Annotated in this window: 12 protein-coding genes; 1 reads left to right on the forward strand and 11 read right to left on the reverse strand. The window is 74.5% G+C overall.

The window, feature by feature from the left end; translation table 11 throughout:
* From JZ5iCDA_RS11045 to JZ5iCDA_RS11090, 10 genes are all read right to left on the reverse strand, one after another.
* The coding region (locus JZ5iCDA_RS11045; RefSeq protein ID WP_083259902.1) for an NADH-quinone oxidoreductase subunit G at window positions 1-1,676 on the reverse strand (1,676 nt) is incomplete at its 3' end.
* A complete protein-coding gene (gene nuoF / locus JZ5iCDA_RS11050) occupies window positions 1,676-3,037 on the reverse strand; it encodes an NADH-quinone oxidoreductase subunit NuoF (RefSeq protein ID WP_069387225.1) in 1,362 nt (453 codons plus the stop codon). The genes JZ5iCDA_RS11045 and nuoF, both read right to left, overlap by 1 nt.
* Window positions 3,034-3,942, reverse strand: a complete 909-nt coding sequence (nuoE, locus tag JZ5iCDA_RS11055) for an NADH-quinone oxidoreductase subunit NuoE (RefSeq protein WP_069387226.1) — start codon at window positions 3,940-3,942, stop codon at window positions 3,034-3,036. The genes nuoF and nuoE overlap by 4 nt, the downstream gene beginning before the upstream one ends.
* Complete coding sequence (locus tag JZ5iCDA_RS11060) at window positions 3,939-5,261, reverse strand: NADH-quinone oxidoreductase subunit D (RefSeq protein ID WP_069387232.1); 1,323 nt, start codon at window positions 5,259-5,261, stop codon at window positions 3,939-3,941. The genes nuoE and JZ5iCDA_RS11060 overlap by 4 nt, the downstream gene beginning before the upstream one ends.
* 50 nt (window positions 5,262-5,311) lie before the next feature.
* Window positions 5,312-6,127 (reverse strand): NADH-quinone oxidoreductase subunit C, encoded by an 816-nt coding sequence (locus JZ5iCDA_RS11065; RefSeq protein ID WP_083259904.1) that lies wholly within the window; start codon window positions 6,125-6,127, stop codon window positions 5,312-5,314.
* On the reverse strand, window positions 6,124-6,675 hold the full coding sequence (locus tag JZ5iCDA_RS11070; protein WP_069387228.1) for a NuoB/complex I 20 kDa subunit family protein: 552 nt from the start codon (window positions 6,673-6,675) through the stop codon (window positions 6,124-6,126). The genes JZ5iCDA_RS11065 and JZ5iCDA_RS11070 overlap by 4 nt, the downstream gene beginning before the upstream one ends.
* Before the next feature lie 56 nt (window positions 6,676-6,731).
* Window positions 6,732-7,094 (reverse strand): NADH-quinone oxidoreductase subunit A, encoded by a 363-nt coding sequence (locus tag JZ5iCDA_RS11075; protein ID WP_069387233.1) that lies wholly within the window; start codon window positions 7,092-7,094, stop codon window positions 6,732-6,734.
* A 117-nt stretch (window positions 7,095-7,211) separates the two neighbouring features.
* The gene (locus JZ5iCDA_RS11080) at window positions 7,212-8,513 is read right to left on the reverse strand and encodes a geranylgeranyl reductase family protein (protein ID WP_069387229.1); all 1,302 of its coding nucleotides are present in this window, start codon (window positions 8,511-8,513) and stop codon (window positions 7,212-7,214) included.
* Between the two features lie 236 nt (window positions 8,514-8,749).
* Complete coding sequence (locus tag JZ5iCDA_RS11085) at window positions 8,750-9,850, reverse strand: hypothetical protein (protein WP_083259905.1); 1,101 nt, start codon at window positions 9,848-9,850, stop codon at window positions 8,750-8,752.
* A gap of 5 nt (window positions 9,851-9,855) precedes the next feature.
* The gene (locus JZ5iCDA_RS11090; protein ID WP_069387235.1) at window positions 9,856-10,557 is read right to left on the reverse strand and encodes a demethylmenaquinone methyltransferase; all 702 of its coding nucleotides are present in this window, start codon (window positions 10,555-10,557) and stop codon (window positions 9,856-9,858) included.
* Window positions 10,558-10,681: 124 nt separating this feature from the next.
* On the opposite strand from JZ5iCDA_RS11090, the gene JZ5iCDA_RS11095 reads away from it, so the two are divergent.
* The gene (locus JZ5iCDA_RS11095) at window positions 10,682-12,046 is read left to right on the forward strand and encodes an isochorismate synthase (protein ID WP_069387230.1); all 1,365 of its coding nucleotides are present in this window, start codon (window positions 10,682-10,684) and stop codon (window positions 12,044-12,046) included.
* Between the two features lie 179 nt (window positions 12,047-12,225).
* Here the strand turns inward: JZ5iCDA_RS11095 and JZ5iCDA_RS11100 are convergent.
* Window positions 12,226-13,519: S1C family serine protease (locus tag JZ5iCDA_RS11100; RefSeq protein ID WP_069387231.1), on the reverse strand; the 1,294-nt coding region annotated here is incomplete at its 5' end.

A 13,519-nucleotide genomic window follows, 5' to 3' on the forward strand; every position in this document is an offset into this window, starting at 1 on the left:
TACCCGCCGGGAGTCGCGGCCACGCGCTCCCCGACGAGGATGACCGCGCCGGGCGTGCGCAGCGCGTCGCTCGCGTCGGCCAGCGCGTCGACCGGGCCCGCGGCCTCGTCGAGCGTGCGGACGCGGTCGCCCGCGGCGATGCCGTCGAGCCACTCGCCCTCGGTGCCCGGCGCGGCGCGCAGCAGCGTGCCGCGCACCCGCTCGAGCCCGCGCGTCGCGTACGGCGCCAGCGCGAAGACGCGGACGCCGTGGCGCAGCGCGCCCTTGCGCAGGCGCAGGAACGTGACCCCGGCCTCCTCCTCCGCCTCGAGGCCGACGAGCAGCACCGCGGGCGCCTTCTCGAGCTCGGAGAGCGTCACCCCGATGCCGCGACCGGCGACGGCGTGCCCGAGGAACGCGGCCTCCTCCGCGCTGTGCACGCGCGCGCGGTGGTCGACGTCGTTCGTGCGCAGCACCGTGCGGGCGAGCTTCGCGTACGCGTACGCGTCCTCGACCGTGAGCCGCCCGCCCGGCAGGACGCCGACGCCGCCCGCGTCGCGCGCCCGGAGCAGCGCGTCCGCCGCGAGCTCGAGCGCCTCCGCCCACGACGCCGGCCGCAGCTCGCCCCGCACGACCGTCCCGTCCGGCGCGACCTCCCGGTCCCGCACCAGCGGGTGCGTGAGGCGGTCCGGTGCCGACTGCCACGTGAACGCGAACCGGTCCTTGTCGGTGATCCACTCCTCGTTGACCACCGGGTCCTCGCCCGCGAGGCGTCGTAGCACGACGCCGCGGCGGTGGTCGATCCGGATCGCGCTCCCGCACGCGTCGTGCTCGGCGACCGACGGCGTCGACACGAGGTCGAACGGCCGCGACCGGAACCGGTACGCCGCGCCGGTGAGCGCACCGACCGGGCAGATCTGCACCGTGTTGCCCGAGAAGTAGGAGGCGAACGGCTGCCCCGACTCGTCCTCGAGCGCGAGCCCCACCGGCCGGTCGCCCGGGGCCTCTCCCGCCGGCGGCGCGAAGTCGAGCACCGACTCGTCGAAGCGGCCGATCTGCTGCGCCGCGCCGCGCTTCTGCAGGTCGATGAACGCGTCGCCCGCGATCTCCTTCGAGAAGCGCGTGCACCGCTGGCACAGCACGCAGCGCTCGCGGTCGAGCAGGATCGTCGTCGACACGGCGATCGGCTTGGGGAACGTGCGCTTAACGTCGACGAAGCGGGTCGTCGCGCGCCCGTTGCTCATCGCCTGGTTCTGCAGCGGGCACTCCCCGCCCTTGTCGCACACCGGGCAGTCGAGCGGGTGGTTGATGAGCAGCATCTCCATGATGCCGTGCTGCGCCTTGTCCGCGACGGGGCTCGTGCGCTGCGTCTTGACCACCATGCCGGGCGTGACCTCGAGCGTGCACGACGCCTGCGGCTTCGGCATGGGTCGCAGGTTGCCCTCGCGGTCCGGCGTCGCGACCTCGACGAGGCACTGGCGGCACGCGCCCGCCGGCGCGAGCAGCGGGTGGTCGCAGAACCGCGGGATCTGGATGCCGATCTGCTCCGCGGCCCGGATGACGAGCGTGCCCTTGGGCACGGACATCTCGATGTCGTCGATCGTGAACGACACGTGGTCCGGCGGCGGCGCGGGCGGTGCGGGCGGCGAGGACGCCGCGGGCGTCCCGGCGGCCCCGGCCGGCGTGGTCGTCGTCATCAGTGCACTCCTGCCGTGAGGGCAGGGGCGGCCTGCCGGCGCGGGGTGTGCGCGAACAGCGCCGACGCCGCCGGGTCGAACGGGCACGCCCCCTGCGTGATGTGCGCCTCGTACTCGTCGCGGAAGAGCCGGATGCTGCTCGTCACGGGCGACGTCGCGCCGTCACCGAGCGCGCAGAACGCCCGGCCGAGGATGTTGTCGCACGTGTCGAGGAGCAGGTCGAGGTCGCCCTGCGTGCCCTGGCCCGCCTCGATGCGGTGCAGCACCTGCTTCATCCAGTACGTCCCCTCCCGGCACGGCGTGCACTTGCCGCACGACTCGTGCGCGTAGAAGTCCGTCCAGCGGCTCACCGCCCGCACGACGCACACCGTCTCGTCGAAGATCTGCAGCGCGCGCGTGCCGAGCATCGACCCGGCCTTCGCGACGGACTCGTAGTCGAGCGGGGTGTCGAGGTGCTCCGCGGTGAACAGCGGCGTCGACGACCCGCCCGGCGTCCAGAACTTCAGCGCCTTCCCGCCGCGCACGCCGCCCGCGAGGTCGAGCAGCTCGCGCAGCGTCGTGCCCAGCGGCGCCTCGTACTGCCCCGGGCGCGTCACGTGCCCGGACAGCGAGAACAGCCCGACGCCCGCCGAGCGCTCCGTGCCCATCGACGTGAACCAGTCCGCGCCGCGCGCCACGATCGACGGCACGCTCGCGACCGACTCCACGTTGTTCACCACCGTGGGCCGCGCGTACAGGCCCGCCACCGCCGGGAACGGCGGCTTGAGCCGCGGCTGGCCCCGCAGGCCCTCGAGCGAGTCGAGCAGCGCCGTCTCCTCGCCGCAGATGTACGCGCCCGCGCCCGCGTGGACCGTGACGTCGAGGTCGAAGCCCGACCCGAGGACGTCCGTCCCGAGGAACCCGGCCTCGTACGCCTCCTCCACCGCGCGCAGGAGCCGTCGGTACACGTGCAGCACCTCGCCGCGCACGTAGATGAACGCGTGCCGGCACCCGATCGCGTACGACGTGATCGCCACGCCCTCCACGAGCGCCTGCGGGCTCGCCATCATGAGCGGGATGTCCTTGCACGTCCCCGGCTCCGACTCGTCCGCGTTGACCACGAGGTAGCGCGGCCCGCCGTCCGGCGGCGGCAGGAAGCCCCACTTCATGCCCGTCGGGAACCCCGCTCCCCCGCGCCCGCGCAGGCCCGACGCCTTGACCGTCGCGACGACGTCCGCCGGCTCCTGCGCCAGCGCCGCCCGCAGGCCCGCGTACCCGCCGCGGTCGAGGTACGACCGCAGGGTCCACGACCGGTCGGCGTCCCACGTGTCCGACAGCACCGGGGTCAGCGGGGCCACCGTCGTCTCCGGCTGCTCGCTCATGCGTCCTCCTCCGTGCCCGACGCCGGACGCTCGTCCGGGCTCGACGCGTCGCCTTCGCGCTCCGGCGTCCCGGGCTTGCCGCCCTGCGCCGTGTCCTCCGGCGTCACCGGCCTGCGCTCTGCGCTCGACTGCTCCTCACCTGTCGGCGGGACGGCGTCGGTCGCACCCGCCTCGGCCGTGGACGGAGCCTGCGACCCCGGGGCGGTCCAGCCGTGCTCGCGCGCGAGGCGCAGGCCGGCGAGCGTGGCCTCGCCGGCGCCGACGCCCTCGTCGGCGCGGCCGTCGGTGAAGCCGGCGAGGACGCGGCTCATCTGCCGGAAGGTGCAGACGCTCGCAGCGCCGCGTGTCGGGGCGACCGGCTCGCCCGCGCGGAGGCGGTCGACGACGTCGGTGGCGCTCTGCGGCGTCTGGTTGTCGAAGAACTCCCAGTTGACCATCATCACCGGCGCGTAGTCGCAGGCCGCGTTGCACTCGATGCGCTCGAGCGTGATGGCGCCGTCGTCGGTGGTCTCGTCGTGGCCGACGCCGAGGTGGTCGGCGAGCTCGTCGAAGATCGCGTCGCCGCCCATGACCGCGCACAGCGTGTTCGTGCACACGCCCACCGTGTAGGTGCCGTTGGGGTGGCGCTTGTACTGCGTGTAGAAGGTGGCGACTGCCGAGACCTCGGCGGCCGTGAGGTCGAGCTGCTCGGCGCAGAACAGGATGCCGTCGCGCGAGACGTAGCCGTCCTCCGCTTGGACGAGGTGCAGCATCGGCAGCAGCGCCGAGCGCCGCTGCGGGTAGCGCGCCATGATCTGCGCGGCGTCGGCCGCGAGCCGCGCGTGCGTCTGCGGGTCGTAGCCCGGCCGCCGGCGGGGCGCGCCCGCGGGCGAGCCGTCCGTGGCCGGTCCGGCGTCGATCGTCATCGGTCCACCCCTCCCAGCACGGGGTCCAGCGACGCGACGGCGACGACGACGTCGGCCACCTGGCCGCCCTCGCACATCGCGGCCACGGCCTGGAGGTTGTTGAACGACGGGTCGCGGAAGTGCGCGCGGTAGGGGCGCGTGCCGCCGTCGGACACGAGGTGCACGCCCAGCTCGCCGCGCGGGTGCTCCACCGTCTGCCACGCCTGGCCCACCGGGACCCGGAAGCCCTCCGTGACCAGCTTGAAGTGGTGGATCAGGGCCTCCATGGAGGTGCCCATGATCTCCTTGATGTGCTCGAGCGAGTTGCCCTGGCCGTCGCCGCCGATCGCGAGCTGCGCGGGCCACGCGATCTTGCGGTCCCCGACCATCACGGGCTGCCCGGCGGTCGCCTCGAGGCGCTCGAGGCACTGCTCGACGATGCGCAGCGACTGGTAGCACTCCTCCAGCCGCAGCACGACGCGCGAGTAGCAGTCGGCCTCGTCGGAGGTCGGGACGTCGAAGTCGTACGTCTCGTAGCCGCAGTACGGGTCGGTCTTGCGCACGTCGTACGGCAGGCCCGTCGAGCGGAGCACGGGACCCGTGACGCCGAGCGCCATGCAGCCCGCGAGGTTGAGGTGACCGACCCCGCCGAGCCGGCCCTTGAAGATGGGGTTGGCGAGCATGAGGTCGCCGAGCTGGCCGAGGTAGCGGCGGATCAGCGGCTCCGCGGCCCGCACCTGCTCCACGAGGTCCGGCGGCACGTCCTGCGCGACGCCGCCCGGCCGCACGAACGCGTGGTTCATGCGCAGGCCGGTGATCGCCTCGAAGATCCGCAGGATCTCCTCGCGCCCCGTGAACGCGACGGTCATGACGGTCGTCGCGCCCATCTCGTTGCCGCCCGTGCCGAGGCACACGAGGTGCGACGCGATGCGGTTGAGCTCCATGAGCAGGACGCGGACCACGCTCGCGCGCTCCGGCACGTCGTCCGTGATCCCGAGGAGCTTCTCGACCGCGAGGCAGTACGCCGTCTCCTGGAAGAACGGCGCGAGGTAGTCCATGCGGGTGCAGAACGTGACGCCCTGCGTCCACGTCCGGTACTCCATGTTCTTCTCGATGCCGGTGTGCAGGTAGCCGATGCCGCACCGCGCCTCGGTGACCGTCTCGCCGTCGATCTCGAGCATGAGGCGCAGCACCCCGTGCGTGGACGGGTGCTGCGGGCCCATGTTGACGACGATGCGCTCCTCGCCGAGCGCCGCGGCCGCGACCGCGCTCTCGGCGACGTGCTCCCAGTCGCCGCCGGACGCCTCGAAGCTCGGGACGCCCGGCTCGAAGTCGCCCACGGGCGGGCGCGTCGCGTGCGGGGCCGACCGCGCCCCGGTGGTGTGCGTGCTCACGAGTACGACCTCCTCGTGTCCGGCGGGGGCACGGTCGCGCCCTTGTACTCGACCGGGATCCCGCCGAGCGGGTAGTCCTTGCGCTGCGGGTGGCCGGGCCAGTCGTCCGGCATCTCGATGCGCGCGAGCGACGGGTGGCCGTCGAAGACGATCCCGAAGAAGTCCCACGTCTCGCGCTCGTGCCAGTCGTTCGCCGGGTAGACCGACGTCGTCGACGGGACGTGCGGGTCGGCGTCGGGCACGGCCACCTCGATCCGCAGCCGACGCCCGTGGGTGATCGACGTGAGGTGGTAGACGGCGTGCAGCTCCCGCCCGACGTCGTGCGGGAAGTGGACGCCGCTCACGCCGAGGCTCAGCTCGAACCGCAGGTCCTGGTCGTCGCGCAGCGCGCGGCACACCGCGACGAGGTGGTCGCGGTGCACGTGCAGCGTGAGCTCGGCGTGCGGGCCCGGCGGGTCGACGCTCACGTACTCGACGGCGTCGGCCGCCGAGATCCCGCCCTCGGCGAGGACCACGCCCAGGGTGTCGACGACGTCGTCGAACCACCCGCCGTACGGGCGGCTCGCGGCACCCGGCATGGCGACGGGCCGGACCAGCCCGCCGTACCCCGACGTGTCGCCCGAGCCCTGCCCGCCGAACATGCCCGTGCGCACGTCGACCACGTCGAGCGTCGCGGGCGCCTGCGACCCCGTCACGAGGTCGGCCGCGCGCGGGCCCTGCACCTCCTGCGGCTGCGGCGCGGGCCTCGGGCCTCCCGGACCTGTGGCCGGCCCCGTGCCCTGCCCTGCGCCGGACCCGGTGCCCGCGCTCATCGCAGCAGCCCCTTCATCTGGAAGGTCGGCGTCGCCTCGAGCGCCGCGGCCTCGGCGGCACGGGCCGCCTCCTTGCGGTTGACGCCGAGCGGCTCCTCGCGGATCTGGTCGTGCAGCGCGAGGATCGCGTTGATGAGCATCTCCGGGCGCGGCGGGCAGCCCGGCAGGTAGATGTCGACCGGCACGACGTGGTCGACGCCCTGGACGATCGCGTAGTTGTTGAACATGCCGCCGCTCGACGCGCACACGCCCATCGACAGCACCCACTTGGGCTCGCTCATCTGGTCGTAGACCTGGCGCACGACCGGCGCCATCTTCTGGCTCACGCGTCCGGCGACGATCATGAGGTCCGCCTGGCGCGGCGACGCGCGGAACACCTCCATGCCGAAGCGAGAGAGGTCGAACCGGGACGCGCCGGCCGCCATCATCTCGATCGCGCAGCACGCCAGGCCGAACGTCACGGGCCACAGCGACGCCTTGCGCAGGTACCCCGCGATGTCCTCGATCGTGGTGAGCACGAAGCCCGAGGGAGCTTCCTCGATCCCCATGGTGTCCTCCTGAGCCTGCTAGCAGATCCGGCGGGGCCGCGGGCGGCCGGTCGTGGTCAGTCCCACTCCAGGCCTCCGCGGCGCCACTCGTAGACGAACGGGACGGTGATGAGCGCGAGGAACGCGAGCATCGCGACGAGGCCGAACGTCGCGAGGGTCGCGAAGTCGACGGCCCACGGGTAGAGGAAGACCACCTCGATGTCGAAGACGATGAACGTCATGGCGACGAGGTAGTACTTGATCGGGAAGCGCCCGCCGCCGACGGCGTGGGGCGTGGGCTCGATGCCGCACTCGTACGCGTCGAGCTTCGCCCGGTTGTAGCGCTTGGGGCCGATCACGGCGCTGGCGACCACGCCGCCGAGGGCGAGCACGGCGGCCACGCCCATGAGGACGAGAAGCGGGACGTACGGGTTGGTCATCGCGTACTCCTCGGGTGAGGACTCGGGGACCACCGGACGACGTCGTCCGGGTCCACGGTGGGGGGAAGTGATGCGGGGCGTCGTTGCCGTCTCTCACTGCCGACCCGGCTCACGGGCTCATGACGACGGCACCACCTTCGTCAGGCCCGCGATGACCCGGTCGACCCAGTCGCCGCCGCGAGGCTCGTAGCAGTCGGAGAGGAGCTTGAGCACGAACCGCATGACGACCGGCCGGGGCAGGCCGTACCGCGTGCAGATCCGCATGATCTCGGGGTGCTCGATGAGCCGCACGAAGTAGCGGCCCAGCGTGTAGTACCCGCCGAGCTCGCGGTGCATCGTGCGCGCGTACGTCTGCAGCGCGCGCTCGCGGGCGGCGTCGGTGCCGCGCGCGAGGGCCTGGGCGACGACGTCCGCCGCCGTCCGGCCGGCCTGCATCGCGTACGCGATGCCCTCGCCGTTGAACGGGCTGACCATGCCGCCCGAGTCGCCGACGAGCAGGACGCCCTTCGTGTACAGGGGCGTGCGGTTGAACCCCATCGGCAGGGCGGCGCCGCGCACCGGGGCGATCCGGTTCTCCTCCGCGAGCTCCCACTCGGGCGGGGCGTTGCGCAGCCAGCGCGCGAACACGTCCTTGTGGTCGACGTTCGACGACGACTGCCGCGCGGGCGTCGAGCTCACCGAGCCGAGGCCGACGTTCGCCGTGCCGTCGCCGAGCGCGAAGATCCAGCCGTACCCCGGCAGCAGGTTGGAGCGCCCCGGTGCGCCGTCCCACAGCTCGAGGTGCGACTCCATCCACGCGTCGTCGTGGCGGGGCGTGCGGAAGTAGGACCGCACGGCGACGCCGATCGGGCGGTCCTCGCGCTTGGCGAGACCGAGCGACAGCGCGAACCGCGACGACACCCCGTCGGCGGCGACCACGACGGGCGCGCGGTAGGTGACGTCGTCGCCGGCTCGGCGGCCCTTGTCGTCGACGGGACGGGCCGTGACGCCGACGACGCGACCGGTGCGGTCGTCGAGCACCGGACCGGTCACGGCCGTGCGCTCGAGGAGCTTGGCCCCGTTGCGCTGCGCGTGCTCCGCGAGCGTGCGGTCGAACGAGTGCCGGGCGCGCGCCATGCCGTAGCTCGGGTAGGACGCGAGGTCGGGCCACGCGAGCTCCCACGCCCGGCCGCCCGCGACGACGCGCAGGCCGTGGTTGCGGATCCACCCGTCGTCCTCGCGGGCGGTGACGCCCATGCGGACCAGCTCGGCCACGGCGCGCGGGGTCAGCCCGTCGCCGCAGATCTTGTCGCGCGGGAACGCCGACTTCTCCAGCAGGAGGACCTCGAGGCCCGCGGCGGCGCAGTAGTGAGCAGCGGCCGACCCCGCAGGGCCCGCGCCCACGACGATGACGTCGGCGTCATCGCGGCTGCCGCGCACGTCCTCACCTCGCTGCCCGGTCGTCGGAACACTCTCGGAGCTCACGCACTCACCGTCCCCCCACGTCGGGGCACGGCGCACCCACCGCCCTTGTGAAGTCGATCACAATGGACACCGGCCACTCTAGTCACACGCGGCGCACGATGTGTAGCAAGGCGAACCTTCCTTGGCCGAGTCGTGACCAAGGACGGCGCACGGCCCCCGCGACAGCGGGCCTGACCTGCGCGCACGCCACCTCAGCGGTCCGCGGGCGCCCAGTGCACGATGCCGTGGCCGACGGACCGCCACGCGCGGCGGGTGCCGTCGTCGGCCGCGAGGTCGCGGAACCAGTACGTCGCGTCCGGGTCCCAGCCCGCCAGCACGGACGCCGTACCCTCCCCCACGTCGATCGCGCGTCCCGCGCTCGCGAGGTACCCCGCGACGGTGACGTGGACGCCGTCGACGTCGCGCGCGACCCGCGGCCAGTCAGGGACGACCCAGCGGCCGTCCCGGCCGGTGGTGCGGTACCAGTCGCCCCGGTGCCGCGCCGAGGCGTCGAGCGGGTACCGGCGGCACAGCTCAACCCACGCCTCGGGGCCGTCGACCTCCACGACGCGCGCGCCGGTCGGGACGGCGCGGCGGACGGTCTCGCCCGTCTCCCAGCCGCGGCCGTCCTCGACGGCCCACAACCCGAGGGTGCCGGCGTCGCCCCTGTCACGGGTCGTGAGCGGGAGGTCGCGGGGCGGGCTGGACCACCACGCGCGGCTCGCCTCGTGGCGGACGTCCGGGGTGCGGTCGCGGCGCGCCCGCTCCTCGTCCCCCGCGACGCCCGTCGACCAGCGCGCCAGCCGCTCCGCCGCGGTGAGACCGGGGTCGCGCGGCTCGCCCTCCGGGAAGCGGACGGACACCTGCCGCTCCGGGTCGAGCGGCGCCGTCCACCACGACGCCGTCCGTGCGCGTGCGACGACGTCGGCCACGCGGACGAGCGCGTCCCGCACCACGGGCGTCGCCGCCAGGACGTCCTCGCCGTCGGGCTCCTGCCAGTACCGGGCGTTGTCGACCGACTCCGCGAGCGCCGCGAGCAGCCTCCGCTCGTCGGGCTCGGGCACCGGGACGGCGTCGAGCAGGCGCGCGACGTCGGCGGGCTTCGGCCGGAGCCGGGCCGCGACGTCCCCGCCGAACTTGACGCGGCTGGTCCCGCGCCCGGGGTCGAGGTCGTGCGCGGCGGAGAAGGCCGCCGTGCGCAGCTCCTGCACGACGGGCGGCTCGTCGTCCGAGCCGTCGCCGAGCGCGAGCGCGAGGCACAGCCGCCGTCCGCGCGGCCCGGCGAGAAGCGTGCCGACGTCGAGGACGGTCACCGGCGCTACCCCGCCTCGGGCCGCGTCCCCCGGTGCAGCGCGACGATGCCGCCGGACAGGTTGCGGTACCCGACGCGCGACCAGCCCGCGCGCAGGAGCAGGCGGCCGAGCCCCTCCTGGTCGGGCCACGCGGCGATCGACTCGGCGAGGTACTCGTACGAGCCGCCCTCGCGCGTGACGGCCGACGCGATGCGCGGCAGCGCCTTGACGAGGTACTCCTGGTAGAGCGTGCGGAACGGGCCCCACGTCGGCGTGGAGAACTCGCAGATGACGATGCGGCCGCCGGGCCGCACGACGCGCAGCATCTCGCGCAGCCCGCCCTCCGTGTCGACGACGTTGCGCAGCCCGAACGAGATGGTCACGGCGTCGAACGTCGCGTCGGCGAACGGCAGGCGCGTCGCGTCACCGGCGACGAACGGCAGGTCCGGTCGGCGCTCCTTGCCGACCTGGAGCATCCCGATCGAGAAGTCGCACGGGACGACGCGCACGCCGTCGTCGGCGAATGGCTCCGACGACGTGCCCGTGCCCGCGGCGAGGTCGAGCACCTTCTCGCCCGGCAGCGCCCCGACCGCGCGCACGGTCGCGCGGCGCCACGCCCGGTCCTGCCCGAGCGACAGGATGTCGTTCGTCACGTCGTAGCGGCGCGCGATCCCGTCGAACATCGACGCGACCTCGGTGGGCTTCTTGTCCAGGCTGGCGCGGGGCATGGCGCCCATGCTTCCACGCCCGCCGCGACGTCGTCGTCGCACCGCGGCGGCCGCACTCTTGCGCCGCCGTCGCGCTCGTCACACCGCCCGCGGCACGGCGCCCGCGCGCTTACGCTGGGGGACGATGACAGCAGAACCGTCGGCCCCCGCCACCGAGCCCCACCCCCTGGTGGTGCGGACCACGCAGATCGACGACCTCCCGGGCGGCCTCACGGCACTCGTGGACCTCCTGCCCGACGTGCGGCCCCTCACCTGGGTGCGGCGCGGGGACGGGATCGTCGGCTGGGGCGAGGCGCTGCGCCTCGAGACGTGGGGACCTGGCCGGTTCGCGGACGCCGAGGCGGCGTGGCAGGAGACGCTCGCGCGCGCCGTCGTGCGCGACGAGGTCGCCGTGCCCGGGACCGGGCCGGTCGCGTTCGGGTCGTTCGCGTTCGACGACTCCGCGCCCGGGGACGACGCGCACGAGCCGGTCCGCGCGGGCGGCGTGCTCGTCGTGCCGCGCGTCGTCGTGGGCCGCCGGGACGGGCGCACGTGGCTGACGACGATCGACACCGCCGGGTCGCTGTCGTCGTCCCCCGCCGCTGCGCTCGCACGCACGGACCGCACGCCGGTCGCCGGGCCCGGCGAGGTGGCCTGGCGGGACGGCGCGCTGCGCGCCGACGACTGGGCCGCCGTGGTCGCCGAGGGCGTCGAGCGCATCCGCGCGGGCGCGCTCGAGAAGGTCGTGCTCGCGCGGGACGTCGTCGCGCACACGAGCGAGCCCGTGGACCCGCGCTGGCTGCTGCGCCGGCTCGCCGCGGCCTACGAGGCGTGCTGGACGTTCTCGGTGGACGGCATGCTCGGCGCGACGCCCGAGCTGCTCGTGCGCAGCGAGAAGGGTCTCGTCACGTCCCGCGTGCTGGCGGGCACGATCCGCCGCGCTGGCGCGTCCGACGACGAGGCGCTCCTGCGCGCGGCCCAGCTCGCCCGGTCGTCGAAGGACCTCGAGGAGCACGAGTACGCCGTCACGTCCGTCGCGCAGGCCCTCGCGCCGTTCTGCTCGTCGATGAACGTGCCGGACGCGCCGTTCGTCCTCCACCTGCCCAACGTCATGCACCTCGCGTCGGACGTCACGGGCGTCCTGGCCCGGGGCGGGGCTCGCACCGGCGCGGTGCGGCGCGACGCCGACGCACCGACCAGCCTCGCGCTCGCCGCCGCCCTGCACCCGTCGGCCGCGGTGTGCGGCACCCCGACGGCCGTCGCGCGCGAGCTCATCCGCGAGATCGAGGGCATGGACCGCGGCCGCTACGCCGGGCCGGTGGGCTGGCTCGGCGCGGACGGCGACGGCGAGTGGGGTATCGCGCTGCGCTCGGCCGAGCTCTCGGCGTCCGACCCGCGCACCGTGCGGCTGTTCGCCGGGTGCGGGATCGTCGCAGCGTCCGACCCGGCCGCCGAGCTCGCCGAGTCCGAGGCGAAGCTGGAGCCCCTGCGGTACGCGCTCGGCTCCTGAGCCCACCTGCCGACCCGGGCCGTCCGGTCCATCGGCCCATCGGCTCATCGGCCCGTGGCTCCAGGCACGCGAACGGCCGGCACGGAGCGCTGCTCCGTGCCGGCCGTGGTGGTGGCCGCCCGGGGGACGTCGGGCGACCGCCGGGTCCGGCGCGCGGGGGGACGCGCCGGAAGGATGCGTCAGCCGCGGCCGCCGAAGAACCAGTCGAACGGGTTGGGCACGTTGCCCGGGTCGGACGGGTCCGTGCCCTGACCCTGGTCGCCGCCCTGACCCTGCTGGCCCTGCTCGCCCTGGCCCTGCTGGCCCTGACCCTGCTGACCCTGCTCGGCGAGCTCGTCGTCCGCCGGGCGCGTCGCCAGCGTCACGTCGACGTCGACCGTCTCCCCGTCGCGCACGAGCGTCACCGTGGACTGCGCGCCGGCCGCGAGCTCGCGGACGAACGCGGTGAGCGACTCGGCGCCGCCGACGGCGTTCCCGTCGATCTCGACGATGACGTCGCCGGTCTGGATGCCGGCCTCCGCGGCGGGCGAGCCGTCGGTGACCTCCTCGACCTGCGCGCCGCGGCGCGTGACGCCGTCGGCGGTCGCCGTCGCGTCGGTCAGGCTCACGCCGAGGAACGCGTGCTCCGCGGTGCCGTCGGCGATGAGCTGCTCGCTGATCGACCGCGCGAGGTTCACGGGGATGGCGAACCCGAGGCCGATCGAGCCGGACTGGCCGCCGCCGCTCGACAGGCTCGCGATCGACGAGGTGATGCCGATGACCCGGCCCTGCGCGTCGAACAGCGGGCCGCCCGAGTTGCCGGGGTTGATCGCGGCGTCGATCTGGATCGCGTTCGTGACGACCGACGTGCCGCCCTCGGTCCCCGACGCGGAGACCGGGCGGTCGACGGCGGAGACGATGCCCGTCGTCGCGGTGTTCGCGAGACCGAGCGGGTTGCCGACCGCGAGCACCGACTCGCCGACGGTCACGTCCTCGGAGTCGCCGAGCGTCGCCGGCTGCAGGTCGTCCGGGGCGTCCTTCAGCTGCACCACGGCGAGGTCCGTCGCCGGGTCGAGCCCGACGATCGTCGCCTCGAACAGGCGGCCGTCGCTGAGGGTGACCTGGACGGTGTCGTCCACGGCGCCCGCGACGACGTGGTTGTTCGTCACGACGTGGCCCTGGTCGTCGATGATGACGCCCGAGCCCTCGCCGCCGCCCGACTGCGTCTGCACCTGGATCGCGACGACCGACGGTGCGACGGCCTGCGTCACGGCCTCCCAGTCGGGGTTCTGCGACGACGAGCTCGACACCGGCGCCGTCGTGGCCTCCTGCTGCTGCCCGACGTCGGCGAGCGAGCTGCTCGCGCCGTCGTCGTCGAGCGCGACGACGAGCCCGGCGGTGCCGAGGCTCGCGACGACCGCGGCAGCGGCCGCGGCGCCCACGACGGGGACCCAGCCACGGCGGCGCTCGCCGTCGCGGCCGCCGGACCCGCCG

Origin of the sequence: Cellulosimicrobium cellulans (assembly GCF_001722485.1) — a bacterium.
In the GTDB taxonomy this organism is placed as follows: Bacteria; Actinomycetota; Actinomycetes; order Actinomycetales; family Cellulomonadaceae; genus Cellulosimicrobium; species Cellulosimicrobium cellulans_A.